Genomic DNA, 23,560 nt, shown 5'->3' with positions numbered 1-23,560 from the left:
GATGGATGTAAGTATACTTCCAAAAATTTTGTAAAAACTTACAAAATAACGTTCTTGCTTATATGTTCAATAAACGCTTTTATTATTTAATAAAGATTCAATACTTAGGTTATCGGTTTCATGGTTGGCAGAAACAGCCCAAGCTGAAAACAATTCATTTGATGATTGATAGAACGCTAAATTTTATTTTGGATGGCGCATCATTTAAAACATTAGGTTCTGGACGTACAGACGCCATGGTATCTGCGAACGAATCTGCTTTTGAACTCTTTGTCTACGAAAAGATTGAAGATGAAACAGCGTTTTTAGAATTGTTTAATCATAATCTTCCACAAGATTTAAGAGCCTTGACTATTGAAGAAGTTGATGCCAGTTTTAATATCATACAGCATTCAAAAATTAAAACCTATGTGTATTTGTTTACTTATGGTAAGAAGTGTCATCCGTTTTGTGCTCCAATTATGACGACTATTCTTGATGATTTAGATATCGAAATCATGAAGCAAGGTGCTAAATGTTTTGAAGGTACACATAATTTTAAGCCTTATTGTTTTAGAGCCACAGATAAAGGGCTATACGAAAGAACGATTGATAGTTGTGTGCTTGTCGAAAACACGCTATTTACTGCGAATTTTTTCCCAGAACACACATATACATTGATTGTTAAAGGAAAGGGGTTTGGACGAAACCAAATTCGTTTGATGATGGGAACACTTATTAAATTAGGTAGAGGAGAAGTGGATTTGACTTACATTGAAAACTCGTTAAAACCTGAAAGCACAGAAGTTATGGATTTTATAGCGCCTGCGTCTGGATTGATGTTACATGCTGTAACGTTTGAATAATGTAATGCTAGAATAATAAATAAAACTGCTACCAAATACTAGTTAGTAGCAGTTTATCTAATGATAAGATAAAGAAAGTTTAATCCCATATTAGAAACATGTTAATGCAATAAGTTGTTAGTTGTTTTCGTCAATAATCTCCAAAGTTTGTTCTATCCAATCCCTATCAAAATCTAATTTAATATCTGGCGTAACACCTAAACCTTCATATTCAAAATACTTGTGAAAGTTCATATCGGTTGGTGTTACCTTAAAATGTCCAGATGGTGTGTCATAACTAGTACCATAATTAATACCATATGCCAGCACACCATAGGTTGTTTGACCTAAATGAATGGCACCTTTTATTTTCTTAAGTTTTAGTGCAAACTGCTCTGCATTACTTCCTGTATAGCAATTGGTTATAACATATATTTTAGCCTTGCTTTTTCTGAATAATTTTAAGAAAGGATCCGACAGCTTTTTATTTCCGCCACCATTACTTCTTAAGTCAACAATTATGTGTTTTGCGGTAAATCCATTTTTATGGTTTTCATAAAAACGTCTAAAGGCCTTTTTGTTTTCTGAACTTGAACTGCTGAATTTTCCAAAATAAACATATTGAACGTCATCATTAATTTGCTTAAAATCCCAATTTGATTTGTTCTTTATATCGGTTTCATAATTATTGGTATTACCTTTTTTCTTATAACTCCAGATTCGCCCATTTTCAAGCGTTAAATTTTTTACCATAAGTAATTGTCTGCTTCTATTGTGGTAAGTGTACATGTCATATTTCCCAAATTGATTTTTTTGAGCGACGAACTTTATTTGCCCAGGCTCCCAAATTTTAATCGTGCTAGTTAAGACAACACCAACAATGGTACTATCGTTAATCTTAGTTATACCAACCGTTTGTTGTGAACCATAATTGTAAATTCCTTCGATGTCATCGTTTGATTTGACTTTTAAATTGGATTCTAATTGTGCTAAATCCATTGAAAATTTAGGATGATTTTTAAAAGCTTCGGTATTTTGAAAGGCTTGTTGTCTTTGCTCATCATAATAATCGTCTTCCGATAAATAAGTAGCCTTAGCTCTAACACTTGCATGATAATCTGTGATAACCATAAGTTGTTGGTTAAGCAGACTAAAGCAATCGGCTATTGAAATTGGAAATACCATTTTTTGAGATAAATCATTATAAGTATTCTGAAATTTGATGAGTTTATCCCCTTTAATTTGTTTTTTATATGAGGGCATTCCTTTTAGTTTTTCAACTAAAAAATCTAAATCAGATTTGCAATCACAAAGTTGAGATTGACTAAATATTGAATTAATACTGAAGATAAAAACGATACCGAATGTGACTAAATGTTTCATGATAATTGATGTTATGTGATTAAACTTTCTGAAACAAATCTATTTTATATATCATGTTTAATTCAATTATAATGGGCGTTTGTGGTGAAATGCATTTATACTGTGGTGAAATTTAATTGACTTTTCACATGCGCTAAGTATGTTTTAGATACTGGCACTTCGATTTGGAAAGATAACTCTAAATAATGTTTGCTCTTTTCTGTTTTCCATGATTGGAAATGAAATGGATTAACAATAAAACTGCGGTGTGTTCGTAGCAATTCTGGAAAGGATTTTTCGACCACAAATAACTTGTTTCTAATGAGTGTTTTTTTGAGAACATTTCCGCTAGAGTAAAAGACTTCAATATAATTATCTGATGATTGGATACTTATTAAATCGTTCAGTTGAAGACGCAGACTTTCATAATGTCCTTCTCCTTTAATTTCGATTTTTTGTTCCTCAAGTTTCTTATCCTTATACTTTCCGAAAGCATAACGACCAATAATAACAATAGGAAGTATGGTTAAAATGGCTGGTAACATAATGGCTTTTAAATGATACCAAAAATCATATGCATTTGGATGCCATTCTACTATAAAATGCAGATAGAAAAACCGTAAAATAGCAATTGAAATCGTTATAAATATGGCTAAGAGAAGCACTTCACTTGATCGCTTCCAAACAAACTTCTCCTTTTTGTATAACCAGTATTGAAATGGTAATACCAAACTGTATAAAAAAGCGCCAATGCCTCCATATATTGGCAAATAGATGAGTTTTTCTTTATCTCCAAACTCATTAACATCAAGAGGTTCGGTAAAATATAAGAACACAAAAATCCAAAGAGCAAGACCCAGTGCAATAATGATATGGTGCTTAATTGATGGGTCAAATGGATATTTTGTGTTCACTCGCAATAGATTATGGCTAAAAATAAAACTTCAATTAGTAACCAATAACAATACATGCAAAAATTTTGTAAAAACTTATAAAATAACGTTCATGCCCTATGGATTTTATAACGCCTGCGTTTGGATTGATGTTACATGCTGTAACGTTTGAATAATGTATTTAGGATGTAGTTTTTTTTCTAATAATCCAACTCACAAAAACTAATGCGCTAAAAACAACACAGGTTTCAATGATATGTAATGCTAGAATAAAAAATAAATCTGTGCCAAATTGAGACCCTTCAGAGATGACATCTCTATGAAAGGATGCACTTATAATTACCAACTTTTCAAACATTGCGCCAGAAAATAATGTGAGTATTGCAATTGGTAATATTAGTAAGCCAATATAACGCATCTTTGATCTTATTTTTTTAAACCAAAACAATTGGATTAAACCACAAAATAATAATGGTCGTAAAAGCATGAGCCAATATACCCAAGCATATGGGCCTTTAGCTCTTTCACTAAAAAATTTAAAATCACTAGAACTGTAGTATGATATGGTTGACAATAAATAAAGGCTAAAATAAATAATAGCCAGAATTCTAGCCACTCTGATAGCATGATGAATAAAATTAAAAATAAAAACATTCTTAAAAAACAAGTATGCAATTAAGGCAAGTATCATCATTAAAGAAAAACCAAAAAAAAGCCCATCCAAAAACTGGTTGACCGATAAAACTACAATGTAAAAATCATCCATCTATAGTTTACTTTTTGCATGCTCTAGACCGAGTTCAATATAATGTAATAGTTCGGTTTCTGTTTTAAAGCCGTCCTGTGACACATAAACAAACTCTTTCATTGGTCGTTTAGTAAAATCCATTGGTCTCACACTATCTTTTGCTAATTCTATATCCATTTTACTTTGGATAATTCTTACCGCCAAATCTTCTTTGATAATACCAACTGTCATTTTTCCTTTGTATAAGAAAGATAAACCTCCAAACATTTTTTTTTCTGTGAAATCTTCTGGAAATAAATTGAGTTGTTCTCTTATTCGCATAGCGAGTTGTTCATTGAATGCCATAATAAATTCTAAGGTTTTGAAATCTTTAAATGTCGTATTACTGAAAAAATAATATTTACAATAAAAAACAATTGTACAACAAGTGCCGAAAAAATCAACGTCGCAATTAAAAATTGTTGGTTATCATTACTAAAGATGTTTGGTGGATTAATGAATGTATAATAACTAATAATGGTTTGATATAAAAAAACAACCCCAATAGTCACATAAGTGTGGGTTTTTGTTAAAACTACATACAGTTTTATGTTCCATTTTTTAAGCATCCAATAGATTAAGCCGGCTAACACATAAAGGATACTTAGGGTTGTAGAAAGATGTCTAGTAGCTATAACATAATAAGTATCATGCAGATTAAAATCTAAAGCAGTATTCAAAAAGATATGTGAAAATTCACCAATCAAAATAATGATGAGCGCTGTTATCCAAAAATATATATGCGGAAAGTGTTTTTTCATTTTCAACTAGAATGATGTACTTACAAAGTATCTACCTTTCTTCATTCTTATAGTTTTAATCTGGCAGACGCCATTATACTTTGATCGGCATAATCACCTTCTAAATATTTTAAATGACCTACAATAGCAATCATTGCGGCATTATCTGTCGTGTATTCAAACTTAGGAATATATGTGGTCCATCCAAATTTTTGCTCTCCATTTTTTAGAGCTTCACGTATCCCTGTGTTTGCAGATACACCGCCACCAATGGCAATATGTTTAATTCCGGTTTGCTTGCTAGCCAACTTCAGTTTATCAATTAAAATTCCAATAATTGTATATTGAATAGAAGCGCAAATATCATCTAATCGCTCTTCAATAAAATTTGGATTGGCTTTTACTTGCTTCTGAACAAAATAGAGAATGGCCGTTTTTAATCCCGAAAAACTAAAATTAAGTCCGTCCACTCTGGGTTTGGTAAAAGTAAAGGCTTTTGGATTTCCTAATTTTGCTCTTCTATCTATTTCTGGTCCTGCAGGATAACCCAATCCTAATAATTTACCACTCTTGTCAAAGGCCTCTCCAACGGCATCATCAATGGTTTCACCAATAACTTCCATATCAAAATGAGAATCTACTCTAACAATTTGAGTATGGCCACCAGATATCGTCATTGCTAAAAATGGAAATGGAGGTTTGTCAAAGGCGTCTTCTTCTATAAAATGGGCTAGAATATGAGCTTGCATATGATTTACATCAATAAGTGGGATATTTAAACCATATGCCAAAGACTTTGCAAATGAAGTGCCTACCAATAAAGATCCCATTAGACCAGGACCTCGTGTAAAGGCTATTGCGCTTAGTTGTTCTTTATTGATGCTTGCTTTTTTTAAGGCTTGATCTACCACTGGAACAATATGTTGTTGGTGCGCTCGAGACGCTAATTCTGGCACAACACCGCCATATTCTTCATGTATTTTTTGATTGGCAACAATGTTGCTCAAAATTTTACCGTTATGCATTACGGCAGCGGCAGTATCATCGCAGGATGACTCTATGGCAAGAATATATATATTTTGTGATGTCATTAATATAAATTAGGCACAATAATTGTTAATTTTGAGGTCAAAGTTATAACTTTCAAAGCGTATCAAGAAATTCCTAAAAATAGTATCAAAAATATTGGCAATTATTTTGCTCTTGTTCATCATTCTGGTGTTGGTATTATCTATTCCTGCTGTTCAAACACGATTAGGAAAATATGTGACTAAAAGGGTTAATGACGACTTTGGAACAAACATCAATATTGGTAAGGTAGGACTTCAGTTTAACGGAGATGTAGAACTTAAGGAAATTTATATTGAAGATTATAAAAAAGATACCCTTATTGCTATTGATGAGCTTAACACATCTATCCTTAATTATAGAAATATTTCCAATGGCAAATTAAACTTTGGAGATATTGATATTATGGACTTGACCTTTAATGTCAAAACGTATCAAGGAGCAACAGATACTAATCTTGATATTTTTGTTGCAAAATTTGACGAAGATAATCCTAGAAAAGAGAAGAGCGAGTTTTTATTGTCCTCAAGTGATGTATCTATCTATGATGGGACTTTTAGACTTATAGATGAAAATAGAAGCACTCAAAAGGTATTAGAGTTTAAAGATCTTAATATAAACGCTACAGACTTTGTGATTGCTGGGAGTGATGTCAACGCTAGAATAAATACATTACAGTTTGAAGATAGTCGTGGAGCCTACGTAAAAAATATGTCTACAGATTTCGAGTATACTTTAGATCATATGAGTTTTGATAATTTAAGTATTAAAACTGAAAATTCTAAACTCCTCGGAAATATTCGTTTCGATTATGATCGTGAGGATTTTAAAGATTTTGAAGATAAGGTTAAAGTTACAGCCCGATTTAAAGACTCTGAAGTTTTTCTTAACGACCTCAATACGTTCTATAATGAGTTTGGAGCAAATCAAAAAGCAAGATTAAATGTTAATCTTTCAGGAACGCTTAACGACTTAAATGCCAAAAACCTTCAACTTAATGCCAGCGGAAGAAGTAGAATTTATGGAGATATAAACTTTAAAAACCTGTTTAGTAAGGAAGATGGAGATTTTTCGATGAACGGACGCTTTGATAATTTAACATCTAATTATTTTGATTTAAGGGCATTGTTGCCAAATATTCTTGGTGAGTCTATTCCTAGCGTGTTTTCAAAACTTGGAAACTTTACGATTACCGGAACGTCTTTTATAACAGATTCTACTATTGATGCCGATCTAAATATTAATACTGACCTTGGTCTTATCGTTTCAGATATGAATATGACACATGTTGATGATATTGATAATGCTAGCTACAAAGGGAATGTTGTTTTTGATGAATTCAATTTAGGCGCTTTATTAAATGATCCAAAAGTAAATACCACCTCATTTGATTTGGATGTAGATGGCAAAGGGTTTACAATAGATAATTTGAGCACACAAATTACAGGGAAAGTATTTCATATAGAATATAATGATTATGATTATAAAGATGTTGATGTTTCTGGTAAACTAGGAAATCAAATCTTTAATGGCTTGTTAGAATCGAAAGATGAAAACTTTAAATTTAAGTTTAATGGTTTGGCAGATTTATCAAAGGATATTAAGGCTTTCGATTTTAATGCCAATGTGGAATACGCCAATTTAAGAGCCCTTAATTTTATTACAAAAGATAGTATTTCTATTTTCAGAGGAAATGTAACGACCTCAATGAAAGGGGCTTCAGTTGATGATGCCTACGGAACGCTAAACTTTAAAAACACTACTTATATCAATCAAAATGATGAATATTATTTTAAAGATTTTAAGGTAGAATCTAAGTTTGAAAAAGATAAACGAGTTTTAACTATAAACTCACCAGATATCATTCAAGGAACAATGAGTGGTAATTTCAAATTTAGAGATATTGGCAAATTAGTTGAGAATTCGGTAGGTAGTATTTATACCAATTATATTCCAAATGAAATAGAAACAGATCAATACGTAGAATTCGATTTTAAAATTTATAATAAAATTGTCGAAGTCTTTTACCACGATATAGAGTTGGGGCCTAATACAACAGTAAAAGGAAGAATTGAAACCGACGAAAAGCAATTCAATTTAACTTTTAAATCGCCTCAAATTAAGCTGTTCGACTACTTTGCAAATGATATATCGGTGTTAATTGATAATAGCAACCCATTATTTAATACCTATGTTGAAATTGACACTTTGAGTACAAAATATTACGACATCTCAAAATTTAGCCTCATTAACGTAACGCAACGAGATACTTTATTTATTAAATCAGAATTTAAAGGCGGAAAGAAAAATGCCGATGATTTTGATCTTAATATGTTCTATACTATAGACGAAAACAACAAATCTGTTGTCGGATTTAGAAAATCTGATGTCACTTTTAAAGGAAATACGTGGACATTAAATGAAGAAAAGAACAACCAACATAAGGTTGTATTTACAAGAGACTTTAAAAACTTTGATATAAGCCAAATGGTCATGAACCACTTTGATGAACGTATTGAGTTATCAGGCGTGCTGAATGGTAATAATTACAAAGATCTAAAACTAGATTTTACAGATGTTGATCTCACTAAAATTACACCAAGAATAGATAGTTTGTCTCTCGAAGGACTCGTAAATGGTAAACTAGAAGTATTGCAAAAGGATGGTGTATATTTACCAAATTCGAGCGTGACCATAAGTGAATTAAAGGCAAACGATTTTGAACTAGGTGAACTGAAAGCACTAGTAAAAGGGAACCAGTCGTTAACAAATTATGATGTTGATGTGACGCTTATAAATGATAATTTAAAGTCGTTAGACGCCAAAGGAACAATAGACGTGGACTCCAATGCTATTAATTTGGATGTCGTTTTTGAGGAGTTCTTATTAGATCCGTTAGATCCTTTCGGAGAAGGCGTAATTACCAATATTAGAGGTTTGGTTTCTGGGAATGCTAAAGTCTCAGGTAGCTTAAAAGAGCCACAATTTAATGGCGATTTACTTTTAGATAATGCCGGATTAACAATTCCATACCTTAATATAGATTATAGTTTCGATTTTGATTCTCGTGTAAAATTAGAGTCACAACGCTTTATTTTTCAAGATGTAGAGATTACAGATTCAGAATTCTTTTCTAAAGCCACTTTAAATGGATTTATTGCACATCAGAATTTTTCAGATTGGAGATTAGGGTTGAAAATAGAAACCGATAGATTACTGGTCCTTGATACTGAATATGATGAAGATGAATTGTATTATGGAACCGCTTTTGTTAATGGAGTTGCAGATATTACTGGTCCTACAAATGAGTTAAAGATAGAATTTAACGGAAGTACAGCTGAAGGGACTGTATTTAAAATTCCACTCAATGACTATGAAACTTATGGGGAGAACTCCTATATCCATTTTATTACACCTGAAGAAAAAGAAGCACGTCTTAAAGGAGAGGTTGTAAATACGACGGAAATTAAAGGGCTTGAGCTCGAGTTCAACCTCTTTGTTAATCCGTATGCAGATATTGAAATTGTGATTGATAAAAACCAAGGGAGTACAATTCAAGGGAAGGGAAATGGAAATTTATTGTTTGATATCAATACTAACGGAAAGTTTCAAATGTTTGGAGATTTCCAAATTGTTGAGGGTAATTATAATTTTGCTTATGGTGGATTGGTTCAAAAGAAATTAGAGGTAGAACCAGGTGGAAGTATTCGATGGGAAGGAGATCCATTAAAGGCCAATATTGATCTTACTGCCATATATTCCACAGATGCGAATCCATCTGTATTATTAGATAATCCAATCAATAGAGAAATACCAATTGAAGTAGAAATTAATCTAGTTGGACAATTAGAACAACCTGAATCTGATTTCACCTTTAACTTTCCTAACGTAAATTCGACTATAAAATCTGAGCTCGATTATAGACTTGAGACTAAGGAAAGTCGTTTTACACAAGGAACATTTCTTTTAGTTACTGGATCATTTCAAAGTGATATTGGCTTAGGTCAACAGGCCTATGGTACAGTGTCAGATAGAGTAAATGATCTTTTAAATAGTATTTTATCTACTGGTAATGACAAAGTTCAAGCTTCTTTTGGTATTAACCCGGGAGAACAAACGGCAGAATATCAGACTGGAGACCGTTTAGACCTTACACTAAGTACAAAAATTAGTGATAGAATCTTAATTAACGGTAAAGTTGGTGTACCTATTGGTGGTGTAGACCAAACGGTAATTGCTGGTGATGTAAGAATTGATATTCTACTTAATGAAGATGGTACACTTAAAGCATCCTTTTTCAACAGAGAAAACAGCATTAGAAATTTTGGAGAAGAAATTGGATATACACAAGGCGCAGGTATTACTTATAATGTAGAATTTGATACATTTAAAGAACTTCTTGAAATCATATTTTCTGGAAAAAATAAAAAGGAAAAGAAAAAAGAGGATGAAAAGAAGGATGAAGACCTTGAAAAATTAACACCAGACTTTATTAATATCAAATCAAAAAAGGACACAAAAGGCAATTAATTCAGCTATTTTTTAACAAAATTATTTTTTTTTATTAACGAAAACGTTTGAGTTTTTGTAGTACTGTTAAATAAAGTCCAATTCCATTTTTATTGTTGTTTTTGTTTACTAGCTTTACTTTTTGAAACAGAATTTATATGTCAAAAAAGATAAAAAAAGTTGGTGTAATGACTTCTGGAGGAGATGCTCCAGGAATGAATGCAGCCATTAGATCTGTTGTTAGAACTTGTGCATTTCACGAGATAGAATGCGTTGGCATTTATCGAGGCTATGAAGGTATGATTGAAGGCGATTTTAAAGCCATGAATGCTCGTAGTGTGAAGGGTATTATTAACAAAGGCGGAACCGTTTTAAAATCGGCACGCTCTAAAACCTTTAGAACAGCTGAGGGACGTCAACAGGCTTACGAAAAATTAACCGAAGCCAATATTGATGCTTTAGTAACCATTGGTGGTGATGGTACATTTACAGGAGCCATGATTTTTAATAAAGAATTCGATTTTCCTGTTATTGGAATTCCAGGTACAATTGACAATGATATATATGGTACTTCACATACTTTAGGTTACGACACAGCCTTAAATACAGTAGTTGATGCTATTGATAAAATTAGAGATACAGCAAGTTCTCATAATCGCTTGTTTTTCGTAGAAGTGATGGGACGTGATGTTGGGCATATAGCATTAAATGTTGGTGTTGGAGCAGGAGCCGAAGAAATTTTAATACCCGAAGAAGATTTAGGTCTCGATCGATTATTAGAATCTTTACGTCGAAGTAAACAATCGGGTAAGTCCTCAAGTATTGTTGTTGTTGCTGAAGGAGATAAAATAGGAAAAAATGTATTTGAACTTAAGGATTATGTTGATGAAAACATGTCTGAGTATGAAGTACGTGTCTCCGTTTTGGGACATATGCAACGTGGTGGATCACCTTCTTGTTTTGATCGCGTACTAGCCAGTAGAATGGGCGTAAAAGCAGTAGAAAGTTTGCTCGAGGGTAAAACAAACTACATGGTAGGTCTAATAAGTGATAAAATTGAATTAACCCCTTTGGATAAAGCCGTAAAAGGTAAATCTGAAATAAATATGGAATTATTACGAGTGTCTGATATTATGTCTACATAATAGCGACTAATTTCAACGAAAATTAATAATAAATAATAGAAAATAAAGAAAAGATGTCAAATTTAAAATTAGGAATAAACGGTTTTGGAAGAATTGGAAGAATCGTTTTTAGAGCAACAGTAAAAAGAGATGATGTAGATGTTGTTGCAATTAATGACTTGCTAGATGTAGAGCATTTAGCGTATCTATTAAAATATGACTCTGTACATGGAAATTTTGATGGGACCGTTGAAGTTAAAGATGGTCACTTAGTTGTTGATGGAAAAACGGTAAGAGTCACCGCCGAAAGAGATCCCAAAAACTTGAAGTGGGATGAAGTAGGAGCCGAGGTTATTGCAGAGTGTACTGGGATTTTTACAACCTTAGATACAGCAGACTATCATATTCAAGCAGGAGCAAAAAAAGTTGTTATTTCTGCACCAAGTAAAGATGCACCTATGTTTGTAATGGGTGTTAATGATAATGAATTAACAGGAGATCATAAGATTGTATCGAATGCGTCTTGTACAACAAATTGTTTAGCGCCAATGGCGAAAATTGTTGATGATAATTTCGGATTAGAAGAAGCATTAATGACAACAATTCACGCAAGTACGGCTACACAGTTAACGGTAGATGGACCATCACGAAAAAATTATCGCTTAGGTCGTTCAGCAATTGTAAACATCATACCTTCTAGTACTGGAGCAGCTAAAGCTGTAGGGAAGGTTATTCCGAAATTGAACGGAAAGTTAACAGGTATGGCGTTTAGAGTCCCAACTGCAGATGTATCTGTAGTAGATCTAACGGTTAGAACTAAGGAAGAGACGTCTCTAGAAGCGATTAAAGCTGCGTTTAAAAAGGCTTCCGAAACCACAATGAAAGGTGTTGTTGGATATACTGAAGATGCCGTTGTTTCTCAAGATTTCGTTAGTGATACACGTACTAGTATTTTTGACGCCGATGCAGGTATCGAATTGAATTCTAAGTTTTTTAAGTTGGTAGCCTGGTACGATAATGAATTTGCTTACTCAAATAAATTAGTCGACTTAGCTCAAAAAGTCAACACGTTATAAATAATCATTTAAATCCGTAGTGATAATCTCACTGCGGATTTCTTTTTCAAAATAAATCATGATTTTAATCACTGATAGCGGTTCTACTAAATGCGACTGGATTGCGGTAGATAGTAATGGAGAACAACTTCACGAGAAAATTCGAACTAAAGGACTTAATCCTGCAATACTAAAAGAAAAGAAGCTTAAGAAAATCATAAAAAAGAGTGATGAGTTAATGCGGTTTAAAGACCAAGTTACACATGTCTTTTTTTATGGCGCAGGTTGTGGTACAACTAACCCTAAATTAATCTTAACAGGTGTTTTAGAATCTGTTTTTACTAATGCAATAGTAGACGTTCAAGAGGATACTATGGCTGCTGTAAGAGCAACGCTTAATCACAGTAATGAAGCCGCTATTGTTTGCATAATGGGCACAGGTTCTAACTGCAGTTATTTTGATGGTCATAAATTGCATCAACGTGTAATATCTCTAGGATATACGCTTATGGATGATGCTTCAGGTAATTATTATGGAAAAGAGCTTGTGAAAGATTACTATTATAACAACATGCCAGAAGACATTAAAGTAGCATTTGACCATAAATACAATTTAGAAGCCGATTATATAAAATACAACCTTTATAAACAACCAAATCCGAACGCTTATCTAGCGAATTTTGCCGAATTTATGTTTTTGAATAAAGATTCGGTCTATATAAAAAATCTTATAAAAAAGGGATTTAGACAATTTTGTGAGAATATGATTTTTCAGTATAAAGAAGAATTAAAAACGATTCCTGTACATTTTGCAGGATCTATTGCGTTCTTTTCAGAAACCGAAATACGAGAAGTGGCGAACGAATTAGGCTTTACAGTTGGTAACTTTGAAAGACGACCTATTGAAGGCTTAGTGACCTATCATATTAACGCCCTTTAATAATCATAGCATAACATTTATTTTAAATTATTGAGCAGATTTTAGAGCCTTTCTAACTAATAGTGCGCAAATAATAACCCCTGCAACTAGGCCAAATGCTAACGTTGTTTTTCCATAGATAAAATTACCAATAGCAAAAAGCGCACAATATACACCTATAACACCAGAGAAAAACCCTAGAATTTTCATTCCAAAACCTTTAAATTTAGAATCAGTACCAAAAATGAGGCTATTGAATGAATGAAGCGTTTTGTCATCTGTTGGCTTAGTTAACAAAGTCACAAGAATCCAGCCTATAGTTGTAACCACAACACCAAATACCAATTGCCAATGACCTGCAAGTTCTATCATTGGAGTTTCCATCTTACCATTAATAAAGAAGAAAACAGCAATGATAAATGAAATTATCATAGCAGCAATTTCACTATACGGATTTATCCTTCCCCAAAACCAGCGTAAAATAAAAAGTAATCCAGTACCAGCACCAATTTGAAGCAATAAGTTCAACACTTCACCTGCAGATTGCAAGAAAAATGAAAAGGCAGCAGCCAAAATCATTAATACAATAGTAGAAATTCTACCTACCAAAACTTGATCTTTATCGGTAGCTTCAGGTTTTATGAATCGCTTGTAAAAGTCATTTACAATATAGGAACTTCCCCAATTTAATTGTGTAGATATTGTACTCATGAATGCAGCAATAAGTGATAAAAGAACAATTCCTATTAAACCTGCAGGCAAATAGGTCATCATTGCGGCATAGGCAACATCTTCACCTTGCATTGATGCAGATAGACTAGGGAATGCTTGATTAATACTTTCTAAGTTTGGAAATACAACTAATGAGGCCAAACCAACAACAATCCATGGCCATGGACGGATAGCATAATGAGCAACATTAAAAAATAAAGTAGCCCAAGTTGCATGTTTTTCATCTTTTGCAGCCAACATACGCTGTGCAATATAGCCACCACCACCTGGTTCGGCTCCAGGATACCACGTGCTCCACCATTGTACTGCAATAGGAATAATAAGTACTGTAATTAAGGCTTCGGTATTACTAAAATCGGGTAAAAGTGCTAACTTATCACTAACATTTACATGTGATAGAAGGTTGGTTGTTCCTCCAATTTCGGGTAAGTTAATAATATATATGGTTGCCCATATACTACCAATCATTGCAATTATGAACTGTATAAAATCTGTAATTAAAACACCTCTTAATCCTCCAAAGGCTGAATAAATAACTACAATAATAGAGGAGTACAACAACATCTCACCTTGAGAAATACCTAATAAAATATTGGCAATTTTGGCGCCTGCCAAACAGACTCCAGCCATAGTAATGACATTAAAGATTACGCCTAAATAAATGGCTCTAAATCCTCGTAAATAACCTGCAATTTTTCCGCTGTAGCGTAATTCATAAAATTCTAAATCTGTTGTTATTCCACTTTTCCGCCATAATCTCGCATAGAAAAACACGGTAAGCATTCCAGTGAGGAGCATGGCCCACCACACCCAATTTCCTGACACACCATTTTCTCTTACTAATTGCGTGACCAGACCTGGAGTATCAGCAGCAAAAGTAGTAGCAACCATACTTACTCCTAATAACCACCAAGGCATATTTCTACCAGACAGAAAAAACGCTTTAGAATCTTTACCTGCTTGTTTTGAGACATAAATACCAATTCCGGCAAAGAGCAATAAAAAAAAGATTATTATGATCCAGTCTAAGGTTGAAATAGTCATGGGTTGTTTTTAAAAAGTTAGTGTAACAAATCTAATATTAAAATAATAAAAAAAAGCATTAGAATTCTCTAATGCCTTTTTAGGATAAAATAGGTTGGTTAGGATATTATTTTATCCATGCTTTTGAGATGGCTTTCTTTGAAAACCATATTAGAAATATACAAACAATAATGACTAGTGTAGGCATTACCTTGTCTGTTCCTTTAACTTCCATTACATAATATATTTGTTGAGTTGTAGCACATATAAATGAAATTATAAAAAGAAAATAAGCCCATTTTTTGCGTATGAGCAATGAAATACAACCAAGTACACCCCCAAATACAGCTAATGCAAATAGTGCTGTGTACCAAGCAGGATGTTCATAAGCCATTTCAAATTGAAGTTGTGGCTCGAGTTCAGCAATCATTTCATCTGTCATAAAATGTGGCGATAAATATGCGACAACACCCATAAGATTCCATAAAAGTGCTAATATACTCACAATCCAAAACCAAACGGGTGGTTTATTGTTAGAATAATCTGTCATGATTAATTGATTTTAGTTAGTTAAACATAACAATTTATAAAAATTAGGGCTATTAAAAACGAAAAACTCAACTAAATTTCATAGTTAATATAAAATTGAGTTGAGTTTTAACACTTAAAATTTGTAAAAACTTTAATCTTCTACAACATGAAGTACAGGTGTTTTATTGACCCATTTTCCATTTTTAGACTCACCTAATATGAGTACATCCTTTGAATGTTCATATTCTTTAATAGTACGCATCATCTGCTCCTTAGTGTCTCTATGTAGTTTGATTCCAGTAGATTTACCTTTGTTTCGTATTTCCAAGTAGAATCCATCTCTGAATTTTATTGGTCTTGTTGGAGGTCTTCCCATGTATATATATTTGTAGTAATAGTCTCGCATATTAGTAAAAAAAACAGCAATATGCAAGTGATTTATTAATTATTCAAAGCTAATCATTTTATCCTCTATAAATCAGTGGTTTACATAGTTAAAAACTATGTGGTAATAGAACAACATTATATCTAGTTTTTTTAGATTTTTAATGCATCTCTGCTAAGGAGGTCCTTAGTTTTTTTGTATTTTTAAGCTGAAAAAATAAAATTAAATGGCGACTCCAAAATTCTCAAAAGAAATTCTAGACTTCTTTAAAAAATTAGAAAAAAATAACGATAGAGACTGGTTTAATGAACATAAAAAAGAGTTCAAATCAAATGAAACGAAGGCTAAAGAAGCCTATAAATATCTCTATGAGACCATAAATAAGCACGATGTTGTTGATAATTTTAAATTGTTTAGAATTTATAGAGATGTGCGATTCTCAAAAAACAAACTACCCTATAAAACTCATTTTGGTGGTTCGTTTCATAGAAAAAAACCGGAATTGAGAGGAGGTTATTATTTACATATTCAGCCCAATAATGAATCATTTATAGCCACTGGGTTCTGGGAACCAAATAAAGATGATTTACTAAGAATTAGAAGAGAGTTTGAGCAAGACGACAATGAGATACGTGACATTTTAAGTGATAAGACGTTTAAGTCAATTTGGGGGGATTTTGTTGGTGATGAATTGAAAACAGCACCAAGAGATTTTGACAAAGATCATCCCGCAATAGACCTCATAAGAAAAAAGCAATACATTTTTACGAAAAAATATACAGATAAGGAGGTCGTAAGTGACAACTTTATTAATGATGTTGATGCATCATTTAAGGCTATCAGACCATTTTTTGATTATATGAGTGATGTACTTACCACAAATTTAAATGGCGAATCTATTATCTAAATAGCTTTAGCCAAAGGTTGAGAAAATAACTGAATATTTGCTACAAGTCGATCTTTAACAATATTCATCATGCGCTTATTCAATGCAGATGAATTTTGAATGTAGAGTTCGTATTCTTCAATAGTAAACTGACCAATTATCATTCCTTTAACCGAATTTCTGAACTTCATGTCTTTATGAATGGCGTTTTCAATATAGACCAATTGCTTAGGTACACTTAAATCGTAAAAAACATTTTTACGTTTATCAATGTAATTCCTGAAAACGGCAATTAATAAATGGTTTTGTAATTTAATAATTGGGCGTAAAGTCCCATTTTGAAAGCACTCGTCACTGGTCATTGAATCATTAACTTGTGCAGAAGTAATGACAGGGCGTATAGATTTTAGGTGGGTAGATCGATCATTCATGGCTTTAAATTTTATTAAATATAGCCATTATGCTTGCGAAATTTCTGGCAGGTTTTAGATGTTGTCAACGGTGTTATTAACAAAAGCGTAATGGGTATAAGACCATTACGCTTTAATTTAAAATTAAGGTCTTAATTAAATCTGACTCAAACCTCCATCGACTTCAAGTTCAATACCGTTGATATAAGAGGCATCATCCGAGGCTAAAAACAATGCCGTTTTAGCAACTTCCTCTGATGTACCAAAACGCCCTAAAGGTACTTGTTGAGCAAATCCTTTCCCCATATCTTCAACGACATCTTGTGGTAACCCCATTTTTCCATAAAGAGGTGTGCTAATTGGGCCAGGAGCAATAGAATTTACTCTAATACTACGAGACTTCACCTCCGATGTTAATACGCGCGCATAAGATCTAATTGCTCCTTTACTTGCAGAGTATACGCCTAATCCATCAAATCCTTTCTGACTTACAATTGAGCTAGTAAATAATATAGAGCCACCATCATTTATATGTGGTAATGCCTCTTTTACTGCCAATATCGGACCTTTAACATTGATGTTGAATATCTCATCATAGTGTGTTTCAGTAATGTCTGTGGTAGGGGATATAGGCGCAATTCCTGCGTTAAGAAATAGAATATCTATGTTTCCGTAAGCATTGGTCGCTTCTTTAATGAGGTTGACATTATCTTCAGGTTTTGAAACATCTGCCACGACAGTTATAAATGTACCATCTAAATCTTTAGCTACTGTGTCTAGTGCCTCTTTCCGTCTTGCCGCTAATACAACTTTTGCACCTTCTTTTAGATACAATTTTGCAGTTGCTAATCCGATTCCACTATTTGCGCCAGTTATAATAGCGACTTTGTTTTTTAATGTATTCATTTGACATTATTATTTTATTTGAAACAATCGTTTCAAATAGGGTTAAAAAAAATTAAATTAAAGTTTGAAGTATTGTTTTAATAATACTCTGTAAATGTTTTTTATCTCTAATAAGTATACCTGTCATTCTAAAGCCTTGTAATGAGCTAAACAAATACAATGCATATTCATTGGCAGATTTATTACTATTTATATGTTGGTCTTGTTGTCCTTTTGCAACCAACTGTTCGAAAAAATCTATAGTATAGTTTTGATTTTGAGTTAAAAACGATGTTATCTTATCGTCATGATTTGCCATTTCAGATTTGCAGTTTGCAATCAAACATCCTCGATCTTCACTATCACTAAGCATTTCATTCATGTACATATGGAACAATAGTTCTATAGCATCAATGGAATTTTTAGCATCTAATAAAACCGTATTACTTTTCTTATGATATCTAAGTTGGTAAGCGTTTAGGCATTCCATGAACAAACTAAGTTTACAACCAAAAGAATTATATATACTCGACCTATTTAAACCTGTAGCTTCAACAAGATCTTGCATAGAAGTAGCATTGTAACCTTTATCATGAAAAACCTCGATGGCTTGACTGATTACTAAATCTTTATTAAATGTTTCTGTCTTAGGCATATCTATTTGAAATGAGCGTTTCAAAATTAAACATTTTTTTATACTAAGATGTTAAAATTTTGTTATTCTAAATATCAACCATTGAAAAGGAGTTTATAAACTTCACTTATAACTAGTATCTTTGATAAAAACGATAATATGAAATTTGGAAGTGTTGATAATCCCCAAGATTTAGATTTAAGTTTGCCACAAGATCATATTGATACTGCTGGTGTATTAAATAGGGTTAAGGATGATAATTTTCCCGAAATTTTTGTGGGTTGTGCTAAATGGAATAAAGCCGACCTCAAAGGATTTTATCCTCGCGGAACCAAGGATGAACTTCAGTATTACTCTAATCAATTTAATTCTATTGAGTTAAACGCCACGTTTTATCGAATTTTCCCTCCAGAACAATTTTCTAAATGGTATGATAAAACTCCTAATGGGTTTAAGTTTTTTCCAAAGCTAAATCAAGAAATAAGCCATTGGAAGCGACTCAATGAGGTTAATGCAGTCGTGGATAATTATTTAAATAGTGCTATTAACTTAAAAGAAAAACTCGGGACTATTTTCCTTCAAATGCATTCAAATTTTGCACCTAAAGATTTTGATAGAGTGGTGCACTTTGTAGAAAATTGGCCAAAAGAAATAGGACTTGCCATAGAATTTAGACATACCAATTGGTATAATGATAGTGCCGTTTCTAATCAATTATATGATTTATTAGAACGAAATAATATTTCTAACGTTATTGTAGACACGGCTGGAAGGCGTGACTTAATGCACATGAGATTGACCAGTCCAACTGCATTTGTGCGTTACGTTGGAGCAAATCATGAAAGTGATTACACCAGATTAGACGATTGGGTGACTAGATTAAAAGATTGGAAAGAACAGGGCATTAAGGAGATAGATTTTTTTATACACCAAAATATTGAGAAAGAATCTCCATTACTTTCTGCTTACTTTATAAAGAAATTAAATGAAACTTTAGGTTCAAATTTAAAAGTGCCTAATGAAGAAAGTAATACGTTATTTTAATTAATAGTTAGGAATATTTAATCCCAAAATAATATCCCTCGTGGCCGTTTTAATCTTAGCATTACCCTTAAGAGTAATAACGCCCGATCCACCTCTAGGCTTAGCTCTTTTGACAATATTTGGCGTAATATTAGGATCATCAGAGAAATAAAAATCTTCTACGTAATAAGCGCTAACATTCGGTTCTTTTACCGTTATATGTATATGTTGCGGGACAGTAGAATTTGGGTATGACGCCGGTCTTGTAGTATAAAAAGTATAGCGACCTTTTTCATCTGTCTTTAACCAAGTTCTTAAATAGCCATGTCTTTTTTCCCAACCTTTAGAAGACGTGTTTGTTGGATAACGACCATTTTGATCTGTATGATACACATATAAAACAACATCTTTTGCAGGTGTTTTGCCATCCTTATGATACACTGTGCCATTAATTTTAATTTTATCGGTTTCAGTTTTAAAGCCATGTATGGTATCTATAGATTGTAATGTTTTTTTTCCATAATCGTTTACAGCTTCACAACCTTCACATGATCCTCCAACTTGAGTGCTTTGCGATTGTGCACATGAACTGGCAATGAGTATTAAACTTATTAATAATGTGACAAGATGTTTCATTTTGATTGATTTAGCTTTTTAAAAATACCATTTCAAATATGTTTACCACCTTGATTAAGAAAAGTTTAAAAAAAGATTAACATCAGATTATGTGTTTTTGCTAATAAATGGTAATCTTTACATAAAAAAAGATGAGATTTCATACACGGAAATGGGTAAAACCAGAAGATTTAAACCCCAATCAAACCCTTTTTGGAGGACAGCTATTAGCTTGGATTGATGAAGAAGCTGCATTATACACAATTATTCAACTCGAAAACTCCAAAATAGTAACCAAGTACATGTCTGAAATCAACTTCATGGCTTCGGCAAAGCAAGGAGATATTATTGAAATTGGTATTGAAGTTATTAAGTTTGGTCGTTCGTCATTAACAATGAAATGTGAGGTACGAAATAAAATGACACGAGAAACTATTCTCACTGTCGATAATATTATAATGGTTAATCTGGGCAAAGATGGAAAACCTGCACCTCATGGAAAAACCAAGGTAGAATTTGTAAAAGATAGGATAGAGGAGTAGATTAACTTAAAGCCTGTTGGCCAGTGTTAAACTCGAAAACCTCCAAATCGAAATAAGATACGGCAGCCATAACATGATCGAAAATATCAGACATGATGTATTCATAATTCTCCCAACGTTTATCACTACTAAAACAATAGATTTCTAAAGGTAAGCCTTGAGCTGTAGGTGCTAATTGACGCGTCATTATTGTCATGTCTTTATTTACAGCAGAATGACCTTCAACGTAGGTTTGAATGTATTTTCTAAAAACACCTAAATTGGTCAAATTCCTCCCATTAATCAATAGCGATTTGTCTATATTTTTTTCTTGATTTGAAGTGTTTATTTCAGTCTGACGCTCATTTAAATACGACGTAATTAGCGCTACTTTCTTTAACCTTTCAATTGTAGGGTCATCTAAATATTTTATACTCGTTGCTTTCAAAATTACCGAACGCTTAATGCGCCTTCCACCAGACTGACTCATACCTCTCCAGTTTTTAAACGAGTCTGATATCAACGCATATGTAGGGATTGTGGTAATGGTTTTATCAAAATTTTGAACCTTTACAGTAGCCAAATTAATTTCAATAACATCGCCATCTGCTCCGTATTTTTCAAAAGTAATCCAATCTCCAATGCGTACCATGTCATTTATAGAGACTTGAATACTGGCTACAAAACCAAGAATAGTATCTCTAAATACTAAAATAATAACGGCAGAAGCGGCACCTAGTGTCGTAACAAACTTCCAAAATGATATGCCACTAATGATTGCAAAAGAAGAGAACAGCCCAATAACCCAAGCAAAAATCATAAAGACTTGAATATAACTATCAATAGGTTTGTCTTTATAACGATCTAAAGTTTTGAGATAATCTTTAATGGTGTTTAAAACACTACGTGCAATCCATAACGTGAGCACTATACCAAATACTTTAGCACCCTTTTCTATTATAGTTTCTAGATATTGAAAGTCAGAAAAAATAATCGGAATAAATTCTATCGCAATTAACAAAGGAATGATATGTGCAATATTTCTAGGAACTTTGTTCTTAACAAGGATATTATCAAAACTCGTTTTAGATCTTACTGCAAAAGCATTAAACGCATTTACCAGAACTTTTCTAATAAGATAATCAATAACAAACAGCACGATTAATAGTGAGATACTAAGTACCAACATATTTAAATACTTAGCAGATGTATCACTTAATCCTAGCGACACAAAATAATCGTAAACGACATGGCGAAAGTTCATCATGATGCTTTATTCTTTAAATATTTTTTTTCAATATAGAATGTACCAAACGGAATTATAGATGCCAATAAAACAATAATCAATGTCTTAGTGTTCCATTTAAGTTCTTGCCAAACCATTATGGCCAGAACAACATAGGCCAAAAATAAAATGCCATGCGGCATTCCAAGCAGTTTAACATAGGTTGGGTCGTCTCCAAAATATTTTATTGGAGTCGCAATAAATAGTAATAGTATATATGATACTCCTTCTAATAGAGCAGTTATCCTAAAGCTGTTCAATAATGACATCTGATATAAATTTCCTGCAAAATTACCTCATGTGGAACTAAAAGCCACAGTATTTGATTATTTTTTTTGGTAAATGCTCTTTATCAGTTAAGTTTTTAAAGCCATGACGCAAACAATTACAAAACTTACAAATAAATAATTTTAGAAAACTATCTGAAAATTATGAAATTACTGATTTGAATGTTTGAAATTATCAAATTGATAATTTTTACTACAACGATGTAGTATATTTTATTAATTATTCATTCATCCATTTTTTTTAACACCTTATCGAAAATGATAACTAATTCGTGGTTTTTATCCACAAAAAGTGCAAATAGTAGATTTTATTTTTAACTTTAAAATGCTATTAATCGACAGAATTGTTCCGTTGATTTCCCAAAATTTACAATAAACATTCATGAAATGTCTATAAGGCTCAAATTTTAAAAAGGCTTTATACGGTTACTTATGGTCTAATATGTTTGGTAACTCAAAACTAATTAGTTGGAGCAACATTCTATGTAGAGAAAGATGTAAGAATAAATGGTAGTGTTAATATTGAGGCTAATATCTATTCTAAACGAAGTATCAAAGTAAGTCGCTCAGGGTATTTCTACAGAACTAAAATGCGCGGACTTTTCATTGCGCTTAAGAATATACAATCGTCATTCTTTGTAGATTGGTATCCATCAAATGGATGTTCTACAACGCCAACTCCAGATGGACCACCTTCATGTTCTGGTTATAGAGATGCTGTAGATGCTAGTTTGGAAATTGATGAGGACAAAGTGAAATTGTATCCTGTTCCAACAGTTGATATACTAAACATTTCATTAGAAAGTCCTGTCGCTACAAAAGCGAATTACTCCATTGCAAGTATGAGAGGAGAGGTTTCTATTCAAAACGATTGGACTCTAAATGAAGGACATAATACTGTGAAAGTTGATGTTACTCGCTTGTCTGATGGTCTTTATAATCTCATTATAAAAATCAACGGAGAAACTATAAGCAAGCAGTTTGTAGTAAAACGAGGTAAATAAAATAGCATTGCTAAATATAAAAAGGCAACTCGTAAAGAGTTGCCTTTTTAGTTCTATT

24 protein-coding genes are annotated in these 23,560 nt (G+C 32.6%); 9 read left to right on the top strand and 15 right to left on the bottom strand.

Going from position 1 to position 23,560, the window contains the following annotated elements; genetic code table 11:
• Window positions 1-62: 62 nt before the first annotated feature.
• Window positions 63-845 carry a tRNA pseudouridine(38-40) synthase TruA gene (locus tag Q0787_RS07845; RefSeq protein ID WP_298901823.1) on the top strand — a complete coding sequence of 261 codons (783 nt, stop codon included), beginning with the start codon at window positions 63-65 and terminating at the stop codon, window positions 843-845.
• 117 nt (window positions 846-962) lie between these two features.
• Here Q0787_RS07845 and Q0787_RS07840 read toward each other — a convergent pair whose 3' ends face one another.
• From Q0787_RS07840 to tsaD, 6 genes are all read right to left on the bottom strand, one after another.
• Window positions 963-2,207 carry a S41 family peptidase gene (locus Q0787_RS07840; RefSeq protein ID WP_298901821.1) on the bottom strand — a complete coding sequence of 415 codons (1,245 nt, stop codon included), beginning with the start codon at window positions 2,205-2,207 and terminating at the stop codon, window positions 963-965.
• 95 nt (window positions 2,208-2,302) lie between these two features.
• A complete protein-coding gene (locus tag Q0787_RS07835; protein ID WP_298901820.1) occupies window positions 2,303-3,100 on the bottom strand; it encodes a LytTR family transcriptional regulator DNA-binding domain-containing protein in 798 nt (265 codons plus the stop codon).
• 160 nt (window positions 3,101-3,260) lie between these two features.
• The gene (locus Q0787_RS07830; RefSeq protein ID WP_298901819.1) at window positions 3,261-3,845 is read right to left on the bottom strand and encodes a hypothetical protein; all 585 of its coding nucleotides are present in this window, start codon (window positions 3,843-3,845) and stop codon (window positions 3,261-3,263) included.
• A complete protein-coding gene (locus tag Q0787_RS07825; protein ID WP_298901817.1) occupies window positions 3,846-4,172 on the bottom strand; it encodes a TfoX/Sxy family protein in 327 nt (108 codons plus the stop codon).
• Window positions 4,173-4,180: 8 nt separating this feature from the next.
• Window positions 4,181-4,627, bottom strand: a complete 447-nt coding sequence (locus Q0787_RS07820; RefSeq protein WP_298901815.1) for a hypothetical protein — start codon at window positions 4,625-4,627, stop codon at window positions 4,181-4,183.
• 47 nt (window positions 4,628-4,674) lie between these two features.
• Entirely contained in the window at window positions 4,675-5,697 is a 1,023-nt protein-coding gene (gene tsaD, locus Q0787_RS07815; RefSeq protein WP_298901812.1) for a tRNA (adenosine(37)-N6)-threonylcarbamoyltransferase complex transferase subunit TsaD, read from the bottom strand.
• Between the two features lie 112 nt (window positions 5,698-5,809).
• Between tsaD and Q0787_RS07810 the strand changes: the two genes are divergently transcribed.
• From Q0787_RS07810 to Q0787_RS07795, 4 genes are all read left to right on the top strand, one after another.
• A complete protein-coding gene (locus tag Q0787_RS07810) occupies window positions 5,810-10,204 on the top strand; it encodes a translocation/assembly module TamB domain-containing protein (RefSeq protein WP_298901810.1) in 4,395 nt (1,464 codons plus the stop codon).
• Window positions 10,205-10,341: 137 nt separating this feature from the next.
• Window positions 10,342-11,328, top strand: coding sequence for a 6-phosphofructokinase (pfkA, locus tag Q0787_RS07805; RefSeq protein WP_298901808.1), 987 nt, complete (start codon window positions 10,342-10,344; stop codon window positions 11,326-11,328).
• Window positions 11,329-11,381: 53 nt separating this feature from the next.
• A complete protein-coding gene (gap, locus tag Q0787_RS07800) occupies window positions 11,382-12,383 on the top strand; it encodes a type I glyceraldehyde-3-phosphate dehydrogenase (protein ID WP_298901806.1) in 1,002 nt (333 codons plus the stop codon).
• 58 nt (window positions 12,384-12,441) lie between these two features.
• Entirely contained in the window at window positions 12,442-13,302 is an 861-nt protein-coding gene (locus Q0787_RS07795) for an N-acetylglucosamine kinase (RefSeq protein WP_298901803.1), read from the top strand.
• 27 nt (window positions 13,303-13,329) lie between these two features.
• Here Q0787_RS07795 and Q0787_RS07790 read toward each other — a convergent pair whose 3' ends face one another.
• From Q0787_RS07790 to Q0787_RS07780, 3 genes are all read right to left on the bottom strand, one after another.
• Window positions 13,330-15,057 carry a sodium:solute symporter family protein gene (locus tag Q0787_RS07790; RefSeq protein WP_298901801.1) on the bottom strand — a complete coding sequence of 576 codons (1,728 nt, stop codon included), beginning with the start codon at window positions 15,055-15,057 and terminating at the stop codon, window positions 13,330-13,332.
• Window positions 15,058-15,163: 106 nt separating this feature from the next.
• Window positions 15,164-15,586, bottom strand: a complete 423-nt coding sequence (locus tag Q0787_RS07785; RefSeq protein ID WP_298901799.1) for a hypothetical protein — start codon at window positions 15,584-15,586, stop codon at window positions 15,164-15,166.
• Between the two features lie 132 nt (window positions 15,587-15,718).
• Window positions 15,719-15,943: a hypothetical protein gene (locus Q0787_RS07780; RefSeq protein ID WP_230935659.1), complete on the bottom strand. Its 225-nt coding sequence runs from the start codon at window positions 15,941-15,943 to the stop codon at window positions 15,719-15,721.
• 235 nt (window positions 15,944-16,178) lie between these two features.
• Here Q0787_RS07780 and Q0787_RS07775 point away from each other — a divergent pair, with 235 nt between their 5' ends.
• Entirely contained in the window at window positions 16,179-16,859 is a 681-nt protein-coding gene (locus Q0787_RS07775) for a DUF2461 domain-containing protein (protein WP_298901798.1), read from the top strand.
• On the opposite strand, the gene Q0787_RS07770 is transcribed toward Q0787_RS07775, so the two are convergent.
• From Q0787_RS07770 to Q0787_RS07760, 3 genes are all read right to left on the bottom strand, one after another.
• Window positions 16,856-17,269 (bottom strand): glyoxalase, encoded by a 414-nt coding sequence (locus Q0787_RS07770; RefSeq protein ID WP_298901796.1) that lies wholly within the window; start codon window positions 17,267-17,269, stop codon window positions 16,856-16,858. The two genes, Q0787_RS07775 and Q0787_RS07770, sit on opposite strands and share 4 nt — an antisense overlap.
• A 135-nt stretch (window positions 17,270-17,404) precedes the next feature.
• Window positions 17,405-18,154: an SDR family NAD(P)-dependent oxidoreductase gene (locus tag Q0787_RS07765; RefSeq protein WP_298901793.1), complete on the bottom strand. Its 750-nt coding sequence runs from the start codon at window positions 18,152-18,154 to the stop codon at window positions 17,405-17,407.
• Between the two features lie 52 nt (window positions 18,155-18,206).
• Window positions 18,207-18,812, bottom strand: coding sequence for a TetR/AcrR family transcriptional regulator (locus tag Q0787_RS07760; RefSeq protein ID WP_298901791.1), 606 nt, complete (start codon window positions 18,810-18,812; stop codon window positions 18,207-18,209).
• 114 nt (window positions 18,813-18,926) lie between these two features.
• On the opposite strand from Q0787_RS07760, the gene Q0787_RS07755 reads away from it, so the two are divergent.
• Window positions 18,927-19,811: a DUF72 domain-containing protein gene (locus Q0787_RS07755; RefSeq protein ID WP_298901789.1), complete on the top strand. Its 885-nt coding sequence runs from the start codon at window positions 18,927-18,929 to the stop codon at window positions 19,809-19,811.
• On the opposite strand, the gene Q0787_RS07750 is transcribed toward Q0787_RS07755, so the two are convergent.
• Window positions 19,812-20,426: an intradiol ring-cleavage dioxygenase gene (locus Q0787_RS07750; protein ID WP_298901787.1), complete on the bottom strand. Its 615-nt coding sequence runs from the start codon at window positions 20,424-20,426 to the stop codon at window positions 19,812-19,814. It lies immediately after the preceding gene.
• Between the two features lie 131 nt (window positions 20,427-20,557).
• Between Q0787_RS07750 and Q0787_RS07745 the strand changes: the two genes are divergently transcribed.
• Entirely contained in the window at window positions 20,558-20,947 is a 390-nt protein-coding gene (locus tag Q0787_RS07745; RefSeq protein WP_298901785.1) for a hotdog domain-containing protein, read from the top strand.
• Window position 20,948: 1 nt separating this feature from the next.
• Here Q0787_RS07745 and Q0787_RS07740 read toward each other — a convergent pair whose 3' ends face one another.
• A complete protein-coding gene (locus Q0787_RS07740) occupies window positions 20,949-22,193 on the bottom strand; it encodes a mechanosensitive ion channel domain-containing protein (protein WP_298901783.1) in 1,245 nt (414 codons plus the stop codon).
• Entirely contained in the window at window positions 22,190-22,480 is a 291-nt protein-coding gene (locus Q0787_RS07735) for a DUF3817 domain-containing protein (protein ID WP_298901782.1), read from the bottom strand. The genes Q0787_RS07740 and Q0787_RS07735 overlap by 4 nt, the downstream gene beginning before the upstream one ends.
• 608 nt (window positions 22,481-23,088) lie before the next feature.
• Here Q0787_RS07735 and Q0787_RS07730 point away from each other — a divergent pair.
• Window positions 23,089-23,502 carry a T9SS type A sorting domain-containing protein gene (locus tag Q0787_RS07730; RefSeq protein WP_298901779.1) on the top strand — a complete coding sequence of 138 codons (414 nt, stop codon included), beginning with the start codon at window positions 23,089-23,091 and terminating at the stop codon, window positions 23,500-23,502.
• Window positions 23,503-23,560: the final 58 nt, after the last annotated feature.

The organism is uncultured Psychroserpens sp. (assembly GCF_947492715.1).
GTDB lineage: Bacteria > Bacteroidota > Bacteroidia > Flavobacteriales > Flavobacteriaceae > Psychroserpens.
The sequence above is the reverse complement of the archived record's forward strand: the minus strand, read 5'-3'. Positions and strand labels throughout refer to the sequence as shown.